The 24,364-nt window shown below is 44.7% G+C and carries 24 protein-coding genes; 19 read left to right on the forward strand and 5 right to left on the reverse strand.

Translation table 11 applies throughout. The features are described from left to right. The first annotated feature begins 413 nt into the window (after positions 1 to 413). From ileS to B5X68_RS28865, 6 genes are all read left to right on the forward strand, one after another. Entirely contained in the window at positions 414 to 3,860 is a 3,447-nt protein-coding gene (gene ileS / locus B5X68_RS06210) for an isoleucine--tRNA ligase (protein WP_082213733.1), read from the forward strand. Beyond that, entirely contained in the window at positions 3,860 to 4,312 is a 453-nt protein-coding gene (locus tag B5X68_RS06215) for a DUF6934 family protein (RefSeq protein ID WP_082213734.1), read from the forward strand. Before ileS ends, B5X68_RS06215 begins: the two co-directional genes overlap by 1 nt. Before the next feature lie 11 nt (positions 4,313 to 4,323). Then, positions 4,324 to 4,491 carry a hypothetical protein gene (locus B5X68_RS28860; RefSeq protein WP_170916585.1) on the forward strand — a complete coding sequence of 56 codons (168 nt, stop codon included), beginning with the start codon at positions 4,324 to 4,326 and terminating at the stop codon, positions 4,489 to 4,491. A 6-nt stretch (positions 4,492 to 4,497) separates the two neighbouring features. Next, the gene (locus B5X68_RS06220; protein ID WP_082213735.1) at positions 4,498 to 5,277 is read left to right on the forward strand and encodes a 3-hydroxyacyl-CoA dehydrogenase; all 780 of its coding nucleotides are present in this window, start codon (positions 4,498 to 4,500) and stop codon (positions 5,275 to 5,277) included. Next, positions 5,274 to 5,669: a hypothetical protein gene (locus B5X68_RS06225; protein WP_141110194.1), complete on the forward strand. Its 396-nt coding sequence runs from the start codon at positions 5,274 to 5,276 to the stop codon at positions 5,667 to 5,669. Before B5X68_RS06220 ends, B5X68_RS06225 begins: the two co-directional genes overlap by 4 nt. An 84-nt stretch (positions 5,670 to 5,753) precedes the next feature. Continuing rightward, positions 5,754 to 5,906: a hypothetical protein gene (locus B5X68_RS28865; protein WP_170916586.1), complete on the forward strand. Its 153-nt coding sequence runs from the start codon at positions 5,754 to 5,756 to the stop codon at positions 5,904 to 5,906. Between the two features lie 13 nt (positions 5,907 to 5,919). Here B5X68_RS28865 and B5X68_RS06230 read toward each other — a convergent pair whose 3' ends face one another. Beyond that, the gene (locus tag B5X68_RS06230; protein ID WP_082213737.1) at positions 5,920 to 6,669 is read right to left on the reverse strand and encodes a DeoR/GlpR family DNA-binding transcription regulator; all 750 of its coding nucleotides are present in this window, start codon (positions 6,667 to 6,669) and stop codon (positions 5,920 to 5,922) included. 108 nt (positions 6,670 to 6,777) lie between these two features. Here B5X68_RS06230 and B5X68_RS06235 point away from each other — a divergent pair, with 108 nt between their 5' ends. From B5X68_RS06235 to B5X68_RS29430, 3 genes are all read left to right on the forward strand, one after another. Then, positions 6,778 to 7,314, forward strand: coding sequence for a 5' nucleotidase, NT5C type (locus tag B5X68_RS06235; protein ID WP_082213738.1), 537 nt, complete (start codon positions 6,778 to 6,780; stop codon positions 7,312 to 7,314). Positions 7,315 to 7,378: 64 nt separating this feature from the next. Beyond that, positions 7,379 to 7,594, forward strand: a complete 216-nt coding sequence (locus B5X68_RS06240) for a hypothetical protein (RefSeq protein ID WP_082213739.1) — start codon at positions 7,379 to 7,381, stop codon at positions 7,592 to 7,594. Continuing rightward, positions 7,581 to 7,892 carry a type II toxin-antitoxin system RelE/ParE family toxin gene (locus B5X68_RS29430; protein ID WP_082213740.1) on the forward strand — a complete coding sequence of 104 codons (312 nt, stop codon included), beginning with the start codon at positions 7,581 to 7,583 and terminating at the stop codon, positions 7,890 to 7,892. Before B5X68_RS06240 ends, B5X68_RS29430 begins: the two co-directional genes overlap by 14 nt. On the opposite strand, the gene uvrB is transcribed toward B5X68_RS29430, so the two are convergent. Then, positions 7,889 to 9,907: an excinuclease ABC subunit UvrB gene (uvrB, locus tag B5X68_RS06250; RefSeq protein WP_082213741.1), complete on the reverse strand. Its 2,019-nt coding sequence runs from the start codon at positions 9,905 to 9,907 to the stop codon at positions 7,889 to 7,891. The genes B5X68_RS29430 and uvrB overlap by 4 nt on opposite strands. 75 nt (positions 9,908 to 9,982) lie before the next feature. Then, complete coding sequence (locus B5X68_RS06255; RefSeq protein ID WP_082213742.1) at positions 9,983 to 10,837, reverse strand: cupin-like domain-containing protein; 855 nt, start codon at positions 10,835 to 10,837, stop codon at positions 9,983 to 9,985. A gap of 213 nt (positions 10,838 to 11,050) precedes the next feature. Between B5X68_RS06255 and B5X68_RS06260 the strand changes: the two genes are divergently transcribed. The 7 genes from B5X68_RS06260 (at position 11,051) to B5X68_RS06290 (ending at position 17,427) form a co-directional block, all read left to right on the forward strand. Next, on the forward strand, positions 11,051 to 11,860 hold the full coding sequence (locus B5X68_RS06260) for a helix-turn-helix domain-containing protein (protein WP_082213743.1): 810 nt from the start codon (positions 11,051 to 11,053) through the stop codon (positions 11,858 to 11,860). Positions 11,861 to 11,927: 67 nt separating this feature from the next. Next, on the forward strand, positions 11,928 to 12,314 hold the full coding sequence (locus tag B5X68_RS06265) for a VOC family protein (RefSeq protein WP_082214035.1): 387 nt from the start codon (positions 11,928 to 11,930) through the stop codon (positions 12,312 to 12,314). 3 nt (positions 12,315 to 12,317) lie between these two features. Continuing rightward, positions 12,318 to 12,656, forward strand: coding sequence for an avidin-fold protein (locus tag B5X68_RS06270; RefSeq protein ID WP_082213744.1), 339 nt, complete (start codon positions 12,318 to 12,320; stop codon positions 12,654 to 12,656). A gap of 27 nt (positions 12,657 to 12,683) precedes the next feature. Then, a complete protein-coding gene (locus tag B5X68_RS06275) occupies positions 12,684 to 13,220 on the forward strand; it encodes a YceI family protein (protein ID WP_082213745.1) in 537 nt (178 codons plus the stop codon). A gap of 121 nt (positions 13,221 to 13,341) precedes the next feature. Continuing rightward, on the forward strand, positions 13,342 to 15,408 hold the full coding sequence (locus tag B5X68_RS06280; protein WP_229208302.1) for a TonB-dependent receptor plug domain-containing protein: 2,067 nt from the start codon (positions 13,342 to 13,344) through the stop codon (positions 15,406 to 15,408). Between the two features lie 25 nt (positions 15,409 to 15,433). Further along, complete coding sequence (locus B5X68_RS06285; RefSeq protein ID WP_082213746.1) at positions 15,434 to 16,828, forward strand: HmuY family protein; 1,395 nt, start codon at positions 15,434 to 15,436, stop codon at positions 16,826 to 16,828. 110 nt (positions 16,829 to 16,938) lie between these two features. Then, positions 16,939 to 17,427 carry an HmuY family protein gene (locus B5X68_RS06290; RefSeq protein WP_229208303.1) on the forward strand — a complete coding sequence of 163 codons (489 nt, stop codon included), beginning with the start codon at positions 16,939 to 16,941 and terminating at the stop codon, positions 17,425 to 17,427. 46 nt (positions 17,428 to 17,473) lie between these two features. Here the strand turns inward: B5X68_RS06290 and B5X68_RS06295 are convergent, their stop codons facing one another. Together B5X68_RS06295 and B5X68_RS06300 are read right to left on the reverse strand one after the other, a co-directional pair. Continuing rightward, positions 17,474 to 18,085, reverse strand: a complete 612-nt coding sequence (locus tag B5X68_RS06295) for a YdeI/OmpD-associated family protein (RefSeq protein WP_082213747.1) — start codon at positions 18,083 to 18,085, stop codon at positions 17,474 to 17,476. A 4-nt stretch (positions 18,086 to 18,089) separates the two neighbouring features. After that, positions 18,090 to 19,130, reverse strand: a complete 1,041-nt coding sequence (locus B5X68_RS06300) for a GNAT family N-acetyltransferase (protein WP_082213748.1) — start codon at positions 19,128 to 19,130, stop codon at positions 18,090 to 18,092. Positions 19,131 to 19,423: 293 nt separating this feature from the next. Between B5X68_RS06300 and B5X68_RS06305 the strand changes: the two genes are divergently transcribed. The 3 genes from B5X68_RS06305 (at position 19,424) to B5X68_RS06315 (ending at position 24,339) form a co-directional block, all read left to right on the forward strand. Continuing rightward, entirely contained in the window at positions 19,424 to 19,840 is a 417-nt protein-coding gene (locus tag B5X68_RS06305; protein ID WP_082213749.1) for a hypothetical protein, read from the forward strand. A 167-nt stretch (positions 19,841 to 20,007) separates the two neighbouring features. After that, on the forward strand, positions 20,008 to 21,156 hold the full coding sequence (locus B5X68_RS06310; protein ID WP_082213750.1) for an efflux RND transporter periplasmic adaptor subunit: 1,149 nt from the start codon (positions 20,008 to 20,010) through the stop codon (positions 21,154 to 21,156). A gap of 30 nt (positions 21,157 to 21,186) precedes the next feature. Further along, complete coding sequence (locus B5X68_RS06315) at positions 21,187 to 24,339, forward strand: efflux RND transporter permease subunit (protein ID WP_082213751.1); 3,153 nt, start codon at positions 21,187 to 21,189, stop codon at positions 24,337 to 24,339. The last annotated feature ends 25 nt before the right edge of the window (positions 24,340 to 24,364 follow it).

Below are 24,364 nucleotides of genomic sequence, written 5' to 3' on the forward strand. Positions count from 1 at the left end.
ACAATGTTCGCAATTACTATTTAGACTCAATCAAATTACTAATGTAATGCGAACATTTCAAAAAACAAGGAATCCTGATCGATTACGACCAGGATTCCTTGTTTTTTTAGTCAAACTGATATTTGTAAATGCCTGTCAAAACGTTTTCCTTGTTCTGTAATGGCTTCAAGCTCTGTTTCATGTTTGTCGTACACATCTTTGACGTTGCTTCCATATGCGTTTTGTGTAGTTATGTAGTCCCTGTGAAACGGTTCAAAATAATGCAATCTGCTTTCACATTCATTGAAAGCCATACATCCTTTTAGCAGAAAAAAAATCGTAATTTTGCGCTCTTAAATTCCCGGTTGGTGTTAACAATACATTGCATTTACATTAGAAAGCTAATAGTCGAGCGCTAAAAGCTACCAGCACATATGAAATACAGCGAATATAAAAACCTGAGTTATCCGCAAATAGGAGACGAAGTTCTGCAATTCTGGAAGGACAAAAAGATATTTGAAGCATCGGTTGAAACACGTGAAGGCGCACCATCATTCACTTTTTTTGAAGGACCGCCATCTGCTAACGGAACGCCTGGTATTCACCACGTTATGGCCCGTTCGATCAAAGATATTTTTTGCCGTTACAAAACATTGCAGGGATTTCAGGTAAAGAGAAAGGGCGGCTGGGACACACATGGGCTTCCTGTTGAATTGCAGGTGGAAAAGGAATTGGGCATTACCAAAGAAGACATTGGCAAAACCATCTCCGTTGAAGAATATAATGAAAAATGCCGTCAGACGGTGATGAAGTTTACAGATCAATGGAATGACCTGACCGAGAAAATGGGTTATTGGGTTGATCTGGAAGATCCATATATCACCTATAAGAGTGAATACATTGAAAGCCTTTGGAACTTGCTTAAAAAGCTGTATGACAAAGGTTTGCTATACAAAGGTTACACGATTCAGCCTTACTCGCCAGCTGCCGGAACAGGCCTTTCATCCCACGAGCTCAATATGCCGGGCACTTACAAGGATGTGAAAGACACGACCATTGTGGCGATGTTCAAGGTGAAAACGCCTGGGAATTACACCGTCTTTGGTAACCTGGAAAATCAGGATGCCAACAGTCTGGACATTAGAATCCTTGCCTGGACAACAACGCCATGGACACTTCCTGCGAACTCGGCGCTGACGGTTGGTGCCAACATTAACTATGTTTTGGTAAAAACCTTTAACCCATATACGCATGCGCCGGTGGCCGTAGTATTGGCCAAAGACCTGATTGCCAAATATTTCTCGGAAAAAGGACGCGACGGTGACTTCGAAGGCTACGAAGCAAGCGATAAAAAACTGCTTCCGTGGACGATTTTGAAAGAATTCAAGGGGAAAAACCTGGAAGGCATTGAATATGAGCAACTAATGCCATATATCCAGCCTGCATCGCCCGCTTTCCGTGTTATTGTTGGTGATTTTGTCACAACAGAGGATGGAACGGGCGTAGTGCATACATCACCAACTTTTGGCGCCGATGACTTTCGGGTGGCGCAAGCCAATGGAATTCCTGCCATTATGGTGAAAGATGAAACTGGAAAGGATGTTCCGATTGTAGATCGCCGCGGCCGTTTTGTCAAAGAAATTACAGATTATGCAGGTCGCTTTGTGAAACCGGAATATTATTCCGATGAAGAGCAAAAAGATCCCGAATTCAGGGCAACCGATGTTTTAATTGCGATCCAGCTGAAAGAAGAGGGAAAAGCATTTAAGGTCGAAAAATACGAGCACCCTTACCCACATTGCTGGCGTACGGATAAGCCGGTTTTATATTACCCATTGGATAGCTGGTTTATCAAAACCACTGCAATGAAAGATCGACTGGTAGAATTGAACAAAACCATCAACTGGAAGCCTGAAAGCACCGGAACAGGTCGTTTTGGAAACTGGCTCGAAAATCTGGTAGACTGGAACCTTTCACGCTCGCGTTACTGGGGAACGCCGCTGCCGATCTGGCGTAACGATCATGGAGATGAGGTGTGCGTGGGATCGATTGAGCAATTGAAGGATTTGCTTGAAGAAGCATTGATCTCGGAACATTTGACAAGAGAGCAGGCTGCACGGAATTCGGATTATTTACTAAAACTCGAAAACGGTGATTTCGATCTGCACAGACCGTATGTGGACAACATTGTGCTGGTTTCAAAAAGGGGCAATGTTATGCACCGCGAACCCGATCTGATCGACGTTTGGTTTGATTCCGGTGCGATGCCTTACGCGCAATGGCATTATCCGTTTGAGAACCAGGAAATATTTGACCAAAGTTACCCTGCGGATTTCATCTCGGAAGGTGTGGATCAAACACGTGGCTGGTTCTTTACACTGCACGCGATCGCTGGAATGTTGTTTGATTCTGTGGCATTTAAAAATGTCGTTTCCACCGGTTTGGTTTTGGATAAAAACGGCAACAAGATGTCCAAGCGCCTTGGTAACGCAGTGGATCCATTTACAACGCTTTCCAAATACGGCCCGGACGCTACACGCTGGTATATGATCACCAACGCCGAGCCCTGGGATAACCTGAAATTCAACATTGAAGGCATTGGGGAAGTGCAGCGTAAGTTCTTCGGAACACTTGTTAACACTTATAATTTCTTTGCATTATATGCCAATTTGGATGGTTATGAGTTCCATGAGACCAATTCTGTGCCGATCGAAAAACGCACTGAACTGGACCGCTGGATCCTTTCTAAGCTGAATACGCTGGTAAAAGAGGTAGGCGAGCAATTTGATGAATACAACCCGACCAAAGCCGGCCGACTGGTTCAGGACTTTGTTACGGATCAGCTTTCCAACTGGTATATCCGCTTAAACCGCCGCCGTTTCTGGAATCCGTCACAGGATACAGCCGAAGGTTTGACGGAAGACAAACAAGCGGCATACGAAACATTGCAGCATTGCCTTGTAACAGTTTCGCAACTGATGTCGCCTATCGCTCCGTTTTTTGGGGAATGGTTATATAAAAACCTTACAGATGGTGACCGCGCCGCTTCGATCGCAAATAACACAGATCATAAATACGAATCAGTGCACCTGACTTACTGGCCGAAGATCGAAACCGAAGCGGTTGATCTGGACCTGGAAGCGGCGATGGAGCAGGCACAAACGATCAGTTCGCTGGTTCACTCGATCCGTAAAGGACATAAGATTAAGGTTCGCCAGCCACTTTCCAAGATTTTGATCCCGGTCTTGAATGATAATACAAAACGTCAGATTGAGCAGGTTACGGCTATCATTTTATCTGAGGTTAATGTAAAGACCATTGAGTTCGTCCATGACGACAGCGGTATTCTGACCAAGAAAATCAAGCCAAATTTCAAGACATTAGGACCAAAATTTGGCCCGAAAATGAAGGAAGTTGCGGCAGCAATTTCTGCAATGGATGAAGTGGCGATTAAAGAAATAGAGAAAAACGGCTCGATAACGCTTAATGGAGCAGCATCGCCACTCGAAATCGCCCTTACTGATGTTGAAATCCATGCAGAAGACGTTCCGGGATGGTTAGTAGCAAGTGAAGGCGGCTTAACCGTTGCACTTGACATCACAATCACTGATGAGTTGCGCCTGGAAGGAATCGCGCGTGACTTTGTGAACCGTGTTCAAAACCTTCGCAAAGACAGCGGCTATGAAGTGACAGATAAAATAAAGATCACATTACAAGACAACGATGCCCTGCTGGCCAGTGCCGTGACTGCCAACAAAGATTACATTTGCCAGGAAGTGCAGGCACTCGAACTAACCCTCATCAACGATCTCAACGGCGAAGCAAACGAGATTGAAATGGATGAGTTTTTATTGAAAGTTAAGATTGAGGTTGTTTCGTAATGCATTACGAGGCTTATTGTTTTACTAGTAATAGCGAAAATACCCGCTTCCAATTCCAAAGTGTTGGGAAGCGTGGTGTTTTTGAAAAAGTAATTTTCATCACTGCAATGAGCGATGACATTTATAATCTGGCGCTGGTAGATTATAATGTTGAAACAGAGGAATATAATGATATTTCTGTGACAGACAATGGCGACATGCCTGAGGTGCTTGCAACAGTACTGAAAGCCGTAACAATATTTCTAAACATAAATCCCACTAAGACCATATACTTCGAAGGAAGTTCTCCGGCACGCACAAGGTTGTATCAAATTGCAATTTCCAAGATTTACAACTATGATGAATCAGAATTTTTAATTCAAGGAAGTAAAGGTGAAAACTGGTCGATCTTCGAACCTAATATCAATTTTGAGAGTTTTTTAATTAAAAAAAAGCGTAACTTGAATTACTAAATTCTAAGATAATGAAGGTTCTTGATAAATATTCGGATAAGATTGTAAAGTCTCCCCAAAGCAATTATGATCCTGCTTTGGATAATTTGCCAGTTCCTCAGATCGTTTTAGAAAAGATGGAGCGCGCTCGCGAATCCCTTAAAAAACATCCCATTCCAGAACATTTGCTAAGGAAATAGCGCCTTATGCAACTACAAAAGTCTACGGCATTAATAACAGGCGGGGCCTCCGGACTTGGCGAGGCGACAGCGCGCTTGTTTGTTGAATCCGGGGCTAATGTCGTTGTCCTTGATCTGAATGTTGCTGCCGGAGAAAAGTTGCAATCCGAATTTCCTGATAAAATAAAATTTGTAAAAACTGATGTTTCCAGCGAAAGCGATGTGCAAAAAGCCGTCGATCTTGCGCTGGAAACATTTGGCTTTATAAGCATCGCGGTGAACTGTGCGGGCATTGCGCCTGCCCGGAAAATCGTGGGAAAAGCGGATGGTATTTATGGCCCGCATTCATTTGATCTTTTTGAAAAAACCATTAAAACCAACCTGATCGGCACATTCAATGTGATGCGATTGGCTGCGTTTGCTATGGAAAAGAACACTCCAAATGATGAAGGAGAACGGGGTGTGATTATCAATACGGCTTCCGTGGCCGCATTTGACGGACAAATGGGTCAGGTTGCCTATGCTGCCAGCAAAGGCGGAATCGTAAGTATGACGTTACCCGTCGCTCGTGATCTGGCAAAGTCCGGCATTCGGGTTATGGCCATTGCGCCGGGGCTTTTTGAAACGCCATTAATGCTCAGCTTGCCCGAAGAAGCCCGGATTTCATTGGGACAGCAAATTCCTTTTCCCTCACGTCTGGGTCGGCCGTCAGAATATGCTTTGCTGGCAAAATCCATTGTTGAAAATCCAATGCTGAACGGTGAAGTTATAAGACTGGACGGGGCCATTAGAATGAGTCCGAAGTGAGAAAGCCAGCGAAACTTTTGGATGGAAACTCAATGTGGCGCTGGTTACTCCTGGCCGTGTTGCTTACGGGCATTGTTTCTCAGAATTTCAATCCCCCAAGATCCATTTACAGGATTGAGGAAGTTGTTGCGGGTTCGGGAAATCAGGCAATCTCAGCGAAAACGGGAGCATTTTTCCATTCCTCCCAAAAGACTGGTAAGCAATTCGTTTATTCAAATAAATATAGATTGCAATGTGAACGCCTTCGCTTTCTTTCCCAATCCAGTCAAATACACGCTGATTTAGCCATTTCCACCGCGCCCAACTTGCTTCCTATCCTGATGCGTGCGACTGGCCGGCATCTTAAAATAAGGCGCCAATCTTCCGAAGAACCATTTCATTTTCTTTCCTGAAACACATTTGACATGCTGTCAGTGTGATGTTATGCTCTTTCCCGAAAGGAATGAGCTATTTCTCATTTTAAATCAAGGAATGGAATGGAGAAGTTTCTACCAGCCGCTAAAAAGTGGCTCAGAAGAGTTGCTATGGCTTATATGCTCGGGTTTGCCAACGCAATTAATCAAGAAGTTAAGAATGTGGACGACACCTTTTTTAAAACAGAAGAAGTTCAAAAGGAAAAGAAAGGTTAAGTCAATATAAACCTCAAACCATTCGGATCCCGATATCGGTGTAAATTTTAAACTCTTCCTTGTCTGCCGGCTGATCGGTAATGATTATAGATAACTGCTCAGCCGGACAGACATAATGTGCTTCTGCGGTCGCAAGCTTCTCTACGGATGCGAGTGCGATCACTTCTTTTGAGCATTCAATCATTGCTCTTTTTACCTCGCTTTCCTCATAATCCGGACCTGTAACGCCTAAGTGGGAATGAATGCTGCATATGCCAAGCAGACAAATATCAGCTCGAAATTTCTTCAAAAACTGGATTGTGTCATAACCAACTGTCACGAAGGAGTTTTTTAACAGACGCCCGCCTGCAAACAGCACCTCAACATGCTCGTGTTCTTCGAGAGTAGATGCAATCGGAAAGCTGTTTGTCACAACCGTCAACCGGATGTCTTTTGGTAACGACTTGGCAATGAGCATAGCAGACGTTCCTCCATCAAAAATGACGAGTTGACCGTCTTTGAGGAAATCCAAAGCCTTTTTTGCAATAATTTGCTTCTGCTCATTGTCATGCAAAATCCTGTCCCTAAAATGATGCGGACCCGGAGAATGCGGCACAGCTCCTCCGCGCACGGATTTCAATAGTCCCTGATCAGCAAGCTCTTTGATATCCCTCCGAACTGTATCTTCAGAAACATTCAATAACGTGCTCAGGCCTGCCAGATATACTTTCTGATCATTATTAAGCCGATCCAGTATGAGTTGAAACCGTTCCTCTTTTAACATTATCACATCTGTTTTATGCAAAAATAGAAATTTAGCTGGAATAAAATTGCAAAATATTGCAGATTAAATTTACATTTGTTGCATAAAATTGCAAAGTAAATTCAGATTATGAAAAAATCGATTGCCATTGACATGGATAATGTCATCGTTGATATTGAAACCAACTGGATAGGTTGGTACGAAAAAGAATTCGGAGTCAGAATTGATAAAGAAGATTTGCTGGGCATACCAGAAGACGACGCTTTCCCCGATCCTATTGCTGCCAGGAGTTTGATCTATAAAACGGGTTTTTTCCGCTATGCGCCTATCATTAACGGTGCGCAGGAAGCGCTATTGAAATTGCAGGAACATTATGACATCTTCATCGTGTCCGCCGCCATGGAATTCCCTAATTCTCTTCCCGAAAAATACGATTGGCTTAACGAACATTTCCCGTTTATTTCCTGGAAAAACATCGTTTTCTGCGGAGACAAAAGAATCATCGACACCGATTATCTCATCGACGACCACTTAAAAAATCTTGATTTTTGCAAAGGCACACCCATTCTTTTCACTGCAAGCCATAATGTGAATGTGACCAGGCACAAGCGGGTAAATAATTGGAAAGAAGCGCTGGCACTGCTGGAATTACAAGAGGAAAAGTAATGGCATTCGTTCAAATATTTGTAATTTAGAATGGTGTTAACTTATTGTCAAGTCATTTAAAGTTATGGTATCAATAAATATCTCAGTTGATCAGCTCATAGAAGTTATCAACGGCATGGATGAAGTTGAAAAAATCCAGATCAAAAGTGCATTGGAAGACGATTACGTGATTTCAGAGGAAGCGAAAGCTGAACTTCTTAAACGTAAGAAAGAGTTTCTTGCCGGAAACATTTCTTCAAAATCATGGTCCGAAATAAAGGCTCGTTATGAGTCAATATAGGATTGAAATTTTAAAACCGGCAGAAATTGAATTTGATCAGGCTTTTGAGTGGTACAACAAACAGCTTGTAGGCCTAGGGAAAAAGTTTTTCGGCGAGGTTTCAAGATATCTATCTTCAATCTCCGAAAACCCCTATAAGTTCGCTGCCAAATACGGCAACGAACTTCACTTTGCAACGTTAAAAATTTTCCCTTTCGTAATCGTATATTGGGTTGATGAGACATTAAAGACAGTCTTCGTTGTCTCTATTTTTCACACTAGCCGTAATCCGAAAAAATTTGAGCCAGGCAGTATTTAAGCCGCTTGCTTCGCTCGCTCTTTCAATTGCAACAACTCGTCTCTTAACCGCGCTGCTTCCAGGAAGTCCAAATCCTTAGCAGCGGTTTCCATTTTGCGCTGGGTTTCGGAAATGAGCTTTTGAAGATCGTTTTTACCCATATACTGAACGACAGGATCCGCGGCAATGCGTACTTCGGTCGGTTCCACGTAAACTTTGCGGACTTTTGAATCGGCCACGGAAGTCTGTTCCATGATTGCTTCTTTGGATTTCAGGATGGTTTTGGGCGTAATGCCATTTTCCATATTGTATTCCAGCTGTATATTCCTTCTCCTGTTCGTCTCATCAATAGCGAGCTGCATGGAACCTGTCATGACATCCGCATACATAATCACTTTTCCCCGGTCATTCCGCGCAGCGCGACCAATAGTCTGAATCATGGAGCGTGTGTCTCTTAAAAACCCTTCCTTATCCGCATCCATAATTGCCACGAGGGAAACTTCCGGCAAATCCAACCCTTCACGAAGTAAGTTAACCCCAACCAACACATCAAAAATGCCTAGTCTTAGCTCGCGCAAAATCTCCACACGGTCCAGCGTCTTCACTTCCGAGTGTATATAGCGACATTTCACTCCAACGCGATCCAGATATTTGCTCAATTCCTCGGCCATTCTTTTGGTGAGTGTTGTAATCAAAACGCGGTCACCCATGGCAATGCGCTTGTGGGTTTCTTCGAGCAGATCGTCTATCTGGTTTAAGCTTGGCCTTACTTCAATTTCAGGATCCAGCAGGCCGGTCGGGCGTATAATTTGCTCAACGACAACCCCTTCTGATTTGCGAAGCTCATAATCAGCGGGTGTTGCACTTACAAAAATAGTCTGCGGCGTCATGTCTTCGAATTCCTGGAATGTTAATGGTCTGTTGTCCAAAGCCGAAGGCAAACGGAAACCATATTCCACCAACTGCTCCTTACGCGAACGGTCCCCACCCCACATGGCGCGGATCTGCGGCATGGTAACGTGACTTTCGTCCACCACCATTAAGAAATCATCCGGAAAATAATCGAGCAGACAGAATGGCCTTTGACCCGGCAAGCGGCGGTCGAAATAACGTGAGTAGTTCTCAATCCCGGAACAATAACCCAATTCGCGCATCATTTCCATGTCAAATTCTGTTCGCTCTTTAACACGCTCCGCTTCTGCTAATCTGCCTTCCTTTGTGAAATAGCTGATTTGCATAGCCAGGTCATCCTGGATTTCTTTAATCGACTGTACCAGCACATCTCTTCCCGTAACAAAAAGGTTCGCAGGGAAAATAGCGATTGCACGCTCAGAAGATATCTTTTTACCTGTCTCTGGCTCAATGCGTTGTATTTCTTCAATTTCATCCCCAAAAAAGATGATCCTGTACGCAAAATCCGCGTAACCTGGAAAAACGTCGACGGTGTCCCCTTTCACGCGGAATGTTCCGCGATTGAATTCAAGTTCTGTCCGGCTATAAAGAATTTCAACCAAACGAAAAAGGAACTGGTTACGGCTCACAATATCACCCAGCTTGGCGCTGACGATGCTTTTCTTGTATTCATTAGGGTTACCCGCGCCATAAATGCAGGAAACTGAGGCTACCACAATTACATCACGTCGTCCGCTCATCAGCGACGAAACGGTGTGCAAACGCAGTTTTTCAATCTCCTGATTGATCTGCAAGTCCTTTTCTATATAGGTGTTGGTGCTGGAAATGAAGGCTTCCGGCTGGTAATAGTCATAGTAACTGATAAAATACTCGACAGCATTCTTCGGAAAGAATTGCTTAAATTCCCCGTAAAGCTGGGCAGCGAGTGTTTTGTTGTGACTTAATACAAGGGTCGGTTTATTAACCTGCTTCACCACATTGGCAATGGTGAAAGTCTTACCGGAACCAGTTACACCCAGGAGCGTTTGGGCAGGCTCTCCGGCTTCAATTCCCTGTACAAGTTGTTGGATAGCAATAGGTTGATCACCTGTTGGCTGGTATTCAGAGGTTATTTCAAAGTCCATAACGTATTGTAAGCATTCCAGAGATAACGCATTTCAAAGATAGATTAGTTTCTTTGAAATGCGTCCCGAATACTTCTACGCCTGTTCTGTTAACACTTCTTGTGCATTTTCAACAGCCTTCTTCTCTTTCCAATGCTGCCAGCCAAGGCCAAGCAGCTTGGTCATGCTCTTGTCTACGAATGTATGTCTCACAAGGTTCATGCCACCACGAACTGCTGTAAATATTGAATTATTGGCTCTAAGCGCCAGGCTGAAACCGCCATCAACGTAGCGGATATAATGCCACCAAAGTGACGGAATAAAAATCGTTTCACCATGAAGCAATGTGGTTTCGTGACCTACTGCACCTTTTAATGCAGGGAATCGCTCGTAATCCGGGTTAATCGGATCCACTTTGCTCATTACTGTAAACGGGTGATGGTATAACCTTCTGCTTTCCTCGGGCGAGAACAAAATTACTTGCTTACGGGTCTGAAATTGGGTCAAAAACACATTGGAGCAGTCCATATCATAATGTAAACTCGTAATCGACCCCTGTCCACCGAAAAATACAAACTTGTAAGACTTCAAAAACCCATCCATAATGGTTGGAAAACGAATGTCATTGGCAAGTTCCGGTGCTTTTTTAAATATATCAAAAAGGAAAATGCGAAGATCTGTCGGGCCGCCTTCGATAAGTTTCAGGTAATCGCCAAACTTCATTGTTTTGGCAATCTGAAAGTATTTGTCTGCGTCGTGCATGTGATTATCCACCAATGGCACATCAATATTCCCATGGTTTTCGCGGAGCCATTCAAATGTCCATTTCTGGACCGCAGGCCAATCTTTTGCGAGGTCTGTAAAAACGACCGGGCGACTTGGTTTTAAATAATTTTCAATGAATTCTTCACGGGTAAGCCCGCTTCGTTTCTCTATGGGCACTAATTTCATGTCAGAAACTGAGTAAAAAGGTAATCGACTATTGAAAAGCTAACGATTGAATTATTTTTCTAACATCCATTGCAGGCGAATAATTCTAAATTTATATGAATCTTAGCTGGATCAAATGTATTAAAGAGATTTCAAAAATATAAATTTCTGAACCATTCCTTAAACGCAACATTAATATATAGAAATAGTAGAATGTTCATTTAACCTGCTGCAATGAAATATTTTACCATACCACCATCCACCGCACTGGCCAAATATGTTAGGTTTTTCTGGGTGCTAGAACATGAAGTTGGATCCGGACAGCCTTACATTCACCGCACCATGGCCGATGGTTGCGCGGAACTGATATTTCATTACAAAGGCCGGTTTGATGAATTCGTTACAGCGGATAAAACCGAACCCTCGTTTCATTCGGGCATTCACGGGCAGTCGCAGACATTCCGGCGGTTCATAATTCACGAAGATTTCGGGATCTTCGGGGTTTACTTATATCCGTTTGCCATTCCCGTGCTTTTTGGGATGCCTTCCACGGAACTTACCGGACAAATGCCGGACCTGCATACTTTTCTGGGTAACCAAGCAGTCGGCCTGGAAGAGCGGATGATGCTTGCGGCAGATCACATGGAGCGCGTTGCCATTATTTCGTCGTTCCTCGAATCGCTGCTTGCAAAAACCCGGACAATCGAACCGGCCGTTTTCTCGGTCATTAATCAAATTATCCAAAATAAAGGGCTTACCAATGTCCAGGAACTTGCGGCGCAGAGCTTTCTGTCAACCCGACAATTTGAAAGGAAATTCAAGGAGTTCTCCGGATTCAGCCCAAAACTTTACCTCCGCATTGCCCGATTTCACGCGGCGTTGGATGCTTACGGGGATAAAGAAAAATCGCTGACCGAGATCGCTTATGAATGTGGTTATTATGATCAATCCCATTTCATTCATGATTTCAAATCCTTTTCCGGGCAGCACCCGCGCTTTTACTTTTCCGGAAGATCCGAAGGACAAGCATATCGGGATGAATAATGTCGTGTTTTTCCAATTTTGGGTGCTTGGGACACCGCTACATTTGCATAAACTAAAAAATAAAATCATGAGCACGGTAAAAATTCCAAATGGCCATCAGGCAGTTATGCCTTACTTAATGTTGGATGGCGCTTCCAAATTCAAAGATTTCACTACCAATGTATTTGACGGCGTTGTCACACATACGCATTTTCAGAAGGACGATCCAAATCTAATCAAGCACAGTGAAGTGAGCATTAATGACAGCACGATCATGTTTTGCGACAGTCGTGCGGAGTGGCCGGCCCAGCCTGCGAATATGTTTGTATATGTGGAAAATGCGGATGACACTTATCAAAAAGCATTAACGGAAGGCGGAAAGTCGGTTATGGAGCCTGCTGACCAGGATTACGGGCGCAGCTGCGGAGTAGAAGATCCTTGCGGAAATGTTTGGTGGATCACGTCAGTTCTTTAAAAAATGATCAATTATAATAACAAAGTCTTCGTTCCACTTTCCAATTCAGAAAATGGCGAGGTTGACCTTTCGATGCAATTTGTATACAAACAGAATGGTAACATTGTCACTTCCACGTATTCCGGCGGCAGGATTCAAACCGGACATTTGATTGCCTTGGCGGACGAAAATGGAAACCTGGATATGCGTTACCATCAGGTGAACGACAAAGGCGAGATCACAACGGGCATATGCAAATCGACGCCTGAGCAACTCTCAAACGGAAAAATCCGTATGCATGAGAAATGGCAATGGACTTCCGGGGATCAATCCGAAGGCGAATCGCTATTGGAAGAAATATAGATTTTAAAAACCGTTCATTCTGTTCATATGCGCAACCGCCATCAAATCATCGCTTTCATTTTTGCATTTATTGGTTCAACCTTCGCTTTCGGGCAAACTTCCAAAGTCGTTTCAGGCGCTACCAATTTTAAGGTAAAGTACGTGCTTGGAACTTGTGAAGGCACATTTGATGCGCCGAAAGGTGAAGCTGTTTTTAACGAAAAATCGCCCGAGAATGCTTCATTCGACATTGAGATAGCGGCTAATACATTCAAAACCGGCAATAATTCGCGGGATAAGGATATGAAAAGCGACAAGTATTTTTATATCGAAAAGTATCCCAATATCCATTTCAAATCCACCAAAGTGGAGAAAAAGAATGGCAAATACGAGGCAACCGGGAAACTAACCATCCGAGACGTTACCAAGACGGTTACGCTTCCCTTTGATGCTAAAAAGAATGCTGATGGCGGTTACGCCCTTTCCAGCACATTCGAAGTCAACCGGCTCGATTACAAAGTCGGCACAAAAGATTGGAAGCTTAAAGATGTGGTTACCGTTGATTTGAAGGCGGTTATCAGGTAAGATTTAAAAGATTCCAGCATTGCACCCGGTTCACTTGGACCGGGTTTTTATTTATTCTGATTCTCTAATTTGATTTAGTCTAAATAATATCTTTATTTGCAATTATTCTAAATAACCTTCCATGAAGCATCTTTCTACTATCACATTCTTTTTGCTTTGGGCAGTCTGTCCGGTGACAGGACAACCGGATCGTGGACGTATGAAAAGTGATTCACTTGCTAAGGATTCCATTTCGCTGGACGAATTTGTGGTTACCGGGCAATTTGAAGTACAATCCCTGAAAAATTCTGTTTACCAGGTCCGCACCATTGATAGTGAACGTATAGTTGCAAGAGGCGCCACCAATCTGCAATCCATCCTTAATACAGAACTTGGCATCCGCTTTTCCAATGATCTCACATTGGGAACCAGCGACATCCAGCTGATGGGCATGTCTGGCCAAAACGTGAAAATTCTGCTGGACGGCATTCCTATGGTCGATCGTGGGAGCACCCGTGAGAGCCTTGGCCAGATTGACATTAACACCATTGAGCGAATCGAAATCGTGGAAGGGCCGATGTCGGTCATTTACGGGACAGACGCATTGGCCGGGGTTATTAATCTGATCACTAAAAAAGTGCATAGCGGTGATAATCTGATATTAAATGCGCGCATTCAGGAAGAAACTGCTGGAAAAGAATACAATGCATTATCGAAAAAAGGCACGCACAACGAAAGTCTTGGCATAACCTGGCAAAATAAAGCGCTCCAATTTTCGGGCAACGTTACCCGCAACAATTTCGGCGGCTGGCAAGGAGGCTCTACGGGACGTTCAAAGGATTGGATGCCCAAAGATCAAATGCTTTACAGCGCTTCTGCCAGATATCAGGGCAGTAAGTGGAATGTTTGGTATCGGTTCAATGGCACGGACGAAACGATCCAATTCGAAGGAAACCGCAATCCCATCACGCAAATCGCAGCTGATAAAGATTATAACACCTATCGCTGGTTTCATCAAATCCAGTCAGAGTTGAAAATCAATGATAAGCTGAATGTTAACGGTGTGCTTTCCTACACCGACTATTCCCGCAAAACATTAAGCACGAACGTAGATGCTAGCGGTCGCGAAACACTCTCGCTGGAACCGGGCTCGCAGGACAAATCGGTTTTTACGACAACTTTTTTCAGAGGAACCGCTTTTTATAAAGCCAATCCCCACTTTTCACTTCTCGCAGGTTTTGATTTTTCCGATAACCAAAGCTCCGGCGCGCGCATCCTCGGCTCCCCGAAAATCCTCGAATATGCATTGTTCGTGGCTCCCGAATTTAAATTTGGCAGCATCTTCAAATTAAGCCCCGGTTTGCGTTTCCTGAAAAACTCGGTTTATGATGCGCCGCCAGTGATCCCTTCCATCAATGGAAAACTTTCTATAACCAAAACGCTTGATCTGCGGGCTGGCTATGCGCGCGGATTCCGCTCGCCGGCATTAAGGGAGCTGTATTTTGATTTCCATGACGCATCCCACTCCATTAATGGCAACACGAACCTGAAAGCGGAATATTCCAATAGTTTCAATTCGTTCCTGGTCTGGCAGTCGGTGAGCAAACCTACAATGCGGCTTAACACAACATTAGGCGGGTTTTATAACATTTTTCACGATCTCATCGACACCGGCGTAGATCCAAACGACCGCACGCAGACCACATATCTGAATATTTTCCTTTTCAAAACCACTGGCTTCACCCTTGACAACAAGATTTTCCTGAAAAATCTGCAAGCGTCATTGGGAGGCTCTTACATTGGCCGCTATAACCAGTTTTCAGCCGATCCTGAACAATTTGGCTCACTTCCAGAGTTTGTATGGTCGCCAGAAATTAATGCCAATCTGCTTTACAAGTTCAGTAGAATCGGCGCGAGCGTGAACCTGTTTTACAAATATTCAGGCAAAAGGCCTATTTACGAGACCACAGACCAGGTTACTGTGAAACTGGCTGAAACGGATGGTTTCCATATGGCCGATCTTACATTCAGCAAGAATTTTGGAAAATATATCAACCTGTTGGCGGGCGTAAAAAACCTGTTCGACGTCACAACCCTTAACAATTCATCCACAGACACAGGCGGCGCACACAGCACGGGTGGCTCCGTGCCGCTGTCTTATGGCAGATCCTACTTTCTGGGACTCAATTTTCAATGGTCAAAAAATTAATATTTACCCTAATAACAAGTTAAACATGAAGAAGATAGCCAAATCCCTTTTACTGATCGCTTTTCTTGCCAGCTTTAATGCTTGTAATGATGATGAGCCACCACTTCCCGACAACACAGCCAGCTTTGAAAGCGCAGCCCAAGGTTTTGAAGGTGAAGAAGCAGAAATAAAGATCGTTTTGTCCAGAGCAGTGGATGCTGCCACGCCTATTACCGTTTCGCTTGCGCCAACACTGCTTGTTTACGGCACAGAATTCACAACAACACCGGCCGCAACAAATAACACAATTGCCCTGACCGTTCCGGCCGGGCAGTCATCGGCTTCTATTAAAGTTACCAGGAAAGCTGGCGTCTTGCTGGATGGTGACGAAAGCGTAGCATTTAAAATTACTTCCGTTGCCGCTCCCGCAGTAACAGGAACCAACACCGAGCTTAAACTAAGCTTCAAAGCAATCGTTTCGGAAGGAACCAGCATTCAACTGAACGGAATTGCAGGAACCGAGCTTGGAAGCAACGCCGCTAATTCCGTATTTCTGGACCTGAGCAGCAACATTCAAACACCTGTGTTACGCAACAGCTGGGATTTGGGTTTTTATAATGATGCTGATTTCCGCGTGGTGATCAATGCAACGAACGGCGCCTCGGTGCTAATGGTCAATAAAACAGACATTAATGCTGTGTCAGCAAAAGACATTGTGCTGGATTCTTTGGCTGTGGGTCAGGGAATGGGCAAACTGAGCCTGGTTGACGATGCAAAGGGTGATCTGACAAAAACAGCGATCAAGGAGATTTCCGCAACAGATGCCGACAACAAAGTGTACATCCTGAACAGACAAGGCGGAAGCGCCACCGTTCTTCCTGCTGATCAGATTTACAAGATCCGGGTTTTGAGAAAAGGAACGGGTTATGCATTGCAATATGCAAAGCTTAACGAAACGACTTCAAAGACTATTGATATAACCAAAGACGCAACCTACAACTTTGAATATGTTTCGCTTGAAAAAGGCGCAACGGTGGACGTAGAGCCGGTGAAAACACGCTGGGACCTGAACTGGGGTTATAGCATGTACTACACCAATTTTGGAACAGGCTTGATCCCTTACGGATTTTCGGATCTTGTGTTTATCAACAAACAAGCAAAAACCGAAGCCGCAGAAGTGCTGACAAGCGCAGTAACTTATGATGCATTCGCTGAAAGCAACATTGCAGGCCTCACATTCAGCACAGACGCAGATGCGATCGGTTCGAAGTGGCGGGTTACTTCGGGTGGCACAGTGGGCGTTAAAACCGACCGGTTTTATGTGATTAAAGATTCTGCCGGAAATGTGTATAAGCTAAGGTTTGTAAGCTTTCACGCGGAAGATGGTGGTGTAAGAGGCAAGCCGAAACTGGAATACAAATTGGTTAAAAAAGGCGCCTGATCAAATATTTTGTCATCAAATCCAAGATTTAGAAAATGATGTTACTAACAACGCTTATCTTGTCCTTTGCAATTTTTTCAACGCAAAAAGAACATAAGGAACCTGATCATATGAAATCTGAGATAATTGTCATCAAAGATCTGGACGCAAATGCGAAGCCATATGCGTATTTCAGTCTGGCAACTGGAAAAGCCGTTTCCGCCGACGATGCCAAAACTGCAAACTGGGACATTGCATTCAGCAAAACAACCATTGCGGTAAACAGCGGCAGCAGCGGCCCGGGCCAGGCAGGCGCGCAAGTTGTTGAGCAGCCTTTTGAGTCGATAACCGACGCTCCCAAAGACGGATATAAATCGGATCACGACGATACATTCGCCATTCCCGGAGGAAGCGGAAATTCGTGGTATAAATACGATATGAGTGTGCACGCAATTAGACCGATTGTCGGAAGGACGCTTTTGGTAAAAACGTCGGACGGTAAATATGCCAAAGTGCAGATCATTAGTTATTACAAAGGTGCACCCGAAGAAGTGCCGACGGAAGAGTCCAGCTATTTCACTTTTCGCTATGCCTTAGCAGACGAAAGCGGTAAATTTTAGGTTCAGCAGGTCAGGCCCGGAAAGTTTTGAAGCTTTCCGGGCTTTTTTATTTAGCGGCATATTTCCACATCCGGATTTTCCCTTCTTCCAGCCACTCCACAGACGTGGCAATTCTCCTTTCTCTCGTTGCCTCTGTTTTTGCCTCGGTAACCCACATGACGTATTCCTTCTTTTGGGAATAGGAGAAGTTATCAAAGGTCTGCCGCGCTTTCGACGTCATTGCATTCAGAAAATATTCCGGAACTTCAAGCTCCTTATTTACAGCGGGTTTTGGTTCACGGGCGATCTTTACGCCGCTGTCGATCAGTTGCATGGATTGGACAATAAAATCGCCAAGGACCGACTCATCCGGCAGATCGTCAATTTTCTGAATTTTTCCAAGATGCCCCATCGCAGCTTTTTCGCCCAATGCCAGCAAATTGTTAGGATCAGAGAGCCGGGAACCGTGCCAGAATCCCAGCGAACAATGCTGCTTAAACGATGCCATACTGCAAAGTATACTTCCCTTATATTCAAAATGCGGGAAGCTCCATTTCATGGTTTCCGTTGCGTCGGGACAGTAAATGTGAACCAGCTCGCGCAGGTAAGTGAGAATGGGAATAGCAAAATCCGCAGACTTCAAAATGTAAGTGTCTATCCTCGGATCCGTCTTTTTCATGTGTTTATTTTTCCAAAAGTCCTTTCAAATTGTTCAATCCGTCCTGGAAATCCTTTCCGACAGACTCTTCCATTCCCATAAACGGAAGCATTACGTTCATGGGTATAGGCATCGAACCCGAGAAGCCCCACTTCACCTTCGTGGCACTCGGATCAACCTCCTCCGTGATCATATAAGCGTCATTAGTGCTTTCAAAAGGCTCAATGAACCTGAGTTGCGTGTCTACGCGCTCGCCTTCCGTTATTTTTGTAATCTCCTGTTCACCCTTTCCTACATCCTCATTCCCCTCCCACATGGACGTAAAGCCCACTGTTCCGTCTGTTCCCGAGTAATCCTTCTTGATGTTCGGATCTTTTCCCATCCAGACACTCCAGTTGTCCTGGTTTTTCAGGGATTTAATGTATTCGAAAACCTGGGATTTAGGGCGGTTAATGATGACTTCCCTTTCAACTGCGTAATCTTTTGGCATAATGAACGCCGCAACGAGGACAATAGCAATTAGTCCCAGGATAACGTAGAGCACTTTTTTCATACGGGATTTTTTTTGAGGTGAATAAATAAATTTAAACTTGACTTCATCAAGATCTTCTATGCGCTCTGCATTGACCATTCCGGCCTTTTCCAGAACCCGGATCGACGCGGCATTATCAACATTCACATAAGCAATAACCTGCTTTGCATTCAGCGTTTGCTTTGCAAAATGGATGAGCCCGCGTGCAATCTCAGTCGCAATCCCCTTCCCCCAATGCTCTTCCATAATCCGGTAACCAATCTCGGCCTCGCTTCCATCCATATCGAGTTTTGCCGTACCAATTAATTCGCCGGAATAACGGCCTTCAATTAAGTATCTTCCCAGGAAAGTGTCATTTCCATACTCAGCCAGAAAAGTGCGCAGCATTTTGTCTGACTCCTGACGGTCCAGCGCGTGTCCCGTCACATATTTCATTACATTATCATTATTGCTCAACCTGAAATATTTGTCCCCGTCCGCTGCGGTCATTTTGGTCAACACGAAATTTTCCGTGCTTATGGTTTTAACTTTCATTAGGGCCAAACGTAGATTACTTCTCTAAATATACTTTGTTTCCCAAATAAGTCACATTATTCCCTCCTTGTAATTTTATAAAATTCAAAGGAAAAATTTCAAATTCAGCGAGATTTATCAACTTTTTTGCTAATTAACAGTCATTAACAATTGATAAAATTTGTGGTATACATTTGAATTATTATATTTGGCAGTAAGCATCAATTTATTAAGATTCCTTTCCATTATTCCCAATCATTCTTGAATTCATTATAAAAGTATGGATTTTTCAATGTTCTGATTAAATCAGCATCATGACAAAAAGAACTTTTGTATTGTTTTTCAGCCTAATTCACTTTCTGGCTCTCTCGCTGTCCGCAAAGCAGCCGGCTACGCTGTGCAAGCTTGATTACGGAACCGGATTCTCGCCCTATTCAGTTGAAACTAGCGTTGAATCGGCAGATGTGGTGATTTTGGACGACACAATTGATCCAAACCGCACCATCATAAAGGCAGATGGATGCAAATGGCGCGAGAATTTATCAAAGCTGCTTCGGCACCGCCATTCCAGTTACCGGTTCGCTTCTTTTGAAACCGTTGTTTTTTCAAATTACTTTTTTCTACGCAAGCCCGGGTTTATCCGTGAAAGTTTACTATCGGTAAATTTCAGTGACAGGAACATTGTGCTTCCTGGTTATTACGGCTTTCTGCACCGCCTCTGCCCATTCTAATTTCTCATTGTGCGTGTTATGTTTTGATTACTGACGGACAGGTTCACTGTGCCTAAAAAGCGCTGTTTATCTGCCCCGGATCAGCACATATATCTTGTTGGCCACCCCGCCATCATTAGGCTATTCCTATCCCCAAAATCCATTATCACATTAACGATCAACTTATTATGAAAAATTTCAGATGGTTTCTGCTTGCCTTGTCATGCGTGTTTGCGTATGGATGTACTTCGGAAGGTGCGAGTGAAGCTAAAAAAGAAACCGCTATCCCAACCATTCCCGTTACGGAGTTAGTCCCTCAGAAAACCGAAGTGCACCGCGAATATGTGGGTGACATTCACGCTGTCAGGAATGTTGAAATATATGCCCGTGTCAAAGGTTATCTCGAAGAGGTTTATGTAGACGAGGGTAAAGAAGTAAGAAAAGGACAAACATTGTTCAGAATAAACAATGAGGAATATCAGGCGCAGCTAGCCTCAGCCAAGGCGAACCTTCAAAGCGCCATCGCAGAAGCCAAAGGTGCTGAACTTGAATTGAAAAGGGTAAAACTGCTGGTTGAAAAAAATGTGATTGCTAAATCGGAAGTAGAAGTTGCAGAAGCAAAACTGGCGGCTGTGAACGCAAGGATCGAGGAAGCACGTTCTGAAAAATCCAAAGCAGCCATTCACCTGGCCCAAACAGAAATAAAAGCACCTTTCGACGGCATAGTAGACCGTATTCCGCATAAAATGGGCAGCCTGATTGACGAGGGAACCTTGCTGACAACGCTTTCGGATACGAAAAGTGTTTTTGCGTATTTCAATGTTTCTGAAAATGAATACCTGGAATATGTGAAAGCACGCGGAAAAGCAGAAAGTGCAACAGTGGTGGAACTCGAACTGGCGGACGGTTCTTATTTCAAACAAAAAGGAACAGTGGAAACAATGGAAGGCGCTTTCGACGAAGGAACTGGCTCTATTGCTTTCAGGGCGCGCTTTCAGAATCCCGAAAAATTGCTGAAACACGGATCCACCGGCACCATCAGACTCACGAACACGGTGGAAAATGCGATCCTTGTTCCGCAGAAAGCCGCTTTTGAAATACAGGATAAGAATTTTGTATATGTGCTGGGAAAAGATAATGTGATCAAAACGCGCAGTTTTGTCCCAAAATCGAGGTTAGCCGGATATTATGTGGTGAAGTCAGGTTTGCAATCAGGGGAAACCATTGTGTATGAAGGACTTCAGGGATTGAAGGACGGGGCGACCATTACGCCTAAAAACATTCCGCTTGACAGCCTGAACGTGAAAGCAGCAAAAATAGAGCTGACCGCACGCTAGGGTTCATTTTTCTCACCTGAATTTCAAATCATGTTTCAAAAATTTATAGAGCGGCCCGTGTTATCACTGGTCATCTCGATCTTCATAACCCTACTCGGGCTTTTTGCGCTCGTAGACTTACCCGTTTCACAATTTCCGGACATTGTGCCGCCTTCGGTCGTTGTAACCGCAACCTACACCGGTGCCAATTCCGAGGTTGGTGTGGACGCCGTTGCTGTTCCGCTCGAACGCGCCATCAATGGTGTGCCCGGCATGACCTACATGACCAGCGTGTCTGGTAATGATGGTGTTACAACCATTACAATTTCCTTTAATGTTGGGATTGACCCGGATCTGGCAGCGGTAAACGTGCAAAATCGCGTTCAGACCGTGATTGACGAGCTCCCCGAAGAAGTAATCAAGGCGGGAGTTACCACCGAAAAAGAAGTGAACAGTATGCTCATGTATCTGGACATTATGAGTTCGGATACATCTGTGGCTGAGGACTTTGTATATAATTTCGCAGACATTAACCTGCTCAAAGAGCTGAAAAGGATCGATGGCGTGGGCCGCGCCGTGATTATGGGTAGCCGTGATTATTCCATGCGTGTTTGGTTAAAGCCCGACCGTATGAATGGTTACAATATTTCGGCAGATGATGTGGTTAAGGCGATCCGTGAACAGAATGTTGTGGCTGCTCCTGGTAAAACGGGAGTAAGTTCGGGCCGCGAGGTGCAGGCGTTGCAATATGTGTTGAAATATACCGGAAAGTTGTTTGAGCCAGCCCAGTATGAAAATATCGTCTTACGCTCCAATCCGGACGGCTCCATGCTGAAATTGAAGGATGTGGCTGATATTGAGTTTGGTACGCTGGAATATGATATGGCTTCCAAGTCCAATGGTAAGCCTTCGGCGTCCATCATGTTGAAACAGCGCCCGGGTTCCAATGCGCAGGAAGTAATTGCCAATGTGAAAAAGAAAGTGGCTGAACTAAAAGCCACCACCTTCCCTCCCGGCATGGATTATATGGTTTCGTATGACGTTTCCCGCTTCCTCGACGCGTCCATTCATGAGGTTGTGCGCACGCTGATCGAAGCATTTATTCTGGTAATCATCATTGTTTACATATTCCTGCAAGATTTCCGCTCCACGCTGATTCCCGCGCTTGCGGTGCCAGTTGCATTGATCGGAACGTTTGCATTTATGCAGTTATTCGGGTTTTCGATCAACCTTTTAACATTGTTTGCGCTTGTCCTTGCGATTGGGATTGTGGTGGATAATGCCATTGTCGTCGTCGAGGCCGTCCATGCGAAGATGGCCGAAAAGCACCTGGATGCCCGCGAAGCAACCATAGAATCGATGAAAGAAATGAGCGGCGCGATCATCGCGATCACGCTGGTAATGTCGGCGGTTTTTGTTCCGGTTGCGTTTATGTCTGGCCCGGTCGGGATTTTCTATCGTCAATTCTCGATTACACTCGCCATTTCCATTGTCATTTCCGGGATCAATGCGTTGACATTAACCCCTGCGCTTTGCGCCTTAATGTTGAAAAATACCCACGGACAACCGTCAAAGAACACATTACTAGACAGATTTTTTGCAGGATTCAACAAAGGTTACGACGGGATTTCAGCGAAATACAGAAAGCTGCTTGGCTTGATCGTTAATCGAAGAGTGATCACAATCGGGCTGCTATTAGCATTCTGCGTTGCGACTTACGGCATCAACACCGTCCTTCCAACAGGCTTTATTCCCACAGAAGATCAGGGCGTTATCAATGTAAATGTTACCACGCCTGTTGCTGCCACCGTTGAAAGGACGGAGGCCGTTTTGGACGAAATACAAAAAGTAGCACAGGGATTGGAAGCTGTCGAGTCCGTTTCGTCACTTTCAGGGTACAGCCTGATCACGGAATCTGCGGGTTCTTCATACGGTATGGCCATGATCAACCTGAAACCCTGGGATGAGCGGACGGTGTCTGTTCAGGATATTATTTCCGAAATGGAGGCGAAAACCAAGCATATTACTGACGCGGAAATCCAGTTTTTCCCTCCGCCCACCGTCCCCGGATTTGGTAATTCAAGTGGTTTTGAGCTTCGCGTGCAGGACCGCACAGGCAGTGATGATCTGCAAAAAACCGCAGAGATCACCAACAAATTTGTAAAAGACCTGATGGACTCGCCGGAAATAGCAAGTGCATTCAGCAGCTTCGACGCGAGTTTTCCGCAATATATGATTCACGTTGATCCGGATATAGCTGCAAAAAAGGGCGTTTCGGTGGATGTAGCGATGAGCACTTTACAGACATTGATCGGCAGTTTGTACGCTTCGAACTTTATCCGTTTCGGGCAAATGTATAAAGTGATGGTCCAGGCTGATCCGAGTTTCAGGAAAAATCCTGAGGACATTTTGAAGCTTTATGTAAAGAATAACCGCGGCGAAATGGTGCCGTTCTCGACATTCATCCGCCTCGAAAGGGTTTATGGACCAGAGTTGCTGACGCGCTATAATATGTACACTTCTGCCATGATCAATGGTGATGCGGCGCCGGGTTATAGCTCCGGGGATGCCATTAAGGCGGTTGAGCGTGTTGCTGCCACCAGCCTGCCACGAGGTTTCACATATGAATGGTCGGGAATGACGCGAGAGGAAATCCTGTCAGGCGACCAGGCGATTTACATTTTTGGCATCTGTCTCATCTTCGTTTATCTGCTGCTGGCAGCGCAGTATGAAAGCTTCCTGTTGCCGTTGCCTGTTATACTTTCCCTGCCGACGGGGATCTTCGGAGCATTCCTCGCATTGAAATTGATGGGATTGGAAAACAACATTTACGCGCAGGTTTCGCTCGTCATGCTCATTGGGTTATTGGGTAAAAATGCAATTCTGATTGTAGAATACGCGATAATCAGGCAAAAAGAAGGACGTTCTGTGATTGAAGCGGCATTGGAAGGCGCCACGGAACGGCTTCGCCCGATCCTCATGACTTCACTCGCATTTGTAGCCGGACTTATTCCATTAGTAATGGCCTCAGGTGCCGGCGCGATCGGAAACAGGTCTATCGGGACCGCTGCTGCTGGCGGGATGCTGATCGGAACATTGTTCGGGGTGATTATAATCCCTGGATTGTATGTGCTGTTCGCAAGTATGGTCAGACCTAAAAAACCGAAAGTGACGAAGCAACACGCGGAAGTCGTTTTGGAATAATCATTTGGCAGCCGGGCAAACTGCT

Origin of the sequence: Dyadobacter psychrophilus (genome assembly GCF_900167945.1) — a bacterium.
GTDB lineage: Bacteria > Bacteroidota > Bacteroidia > Cytophagales > Spirosomataceae > Dyadobacter > Dyadobacter psychrophilus.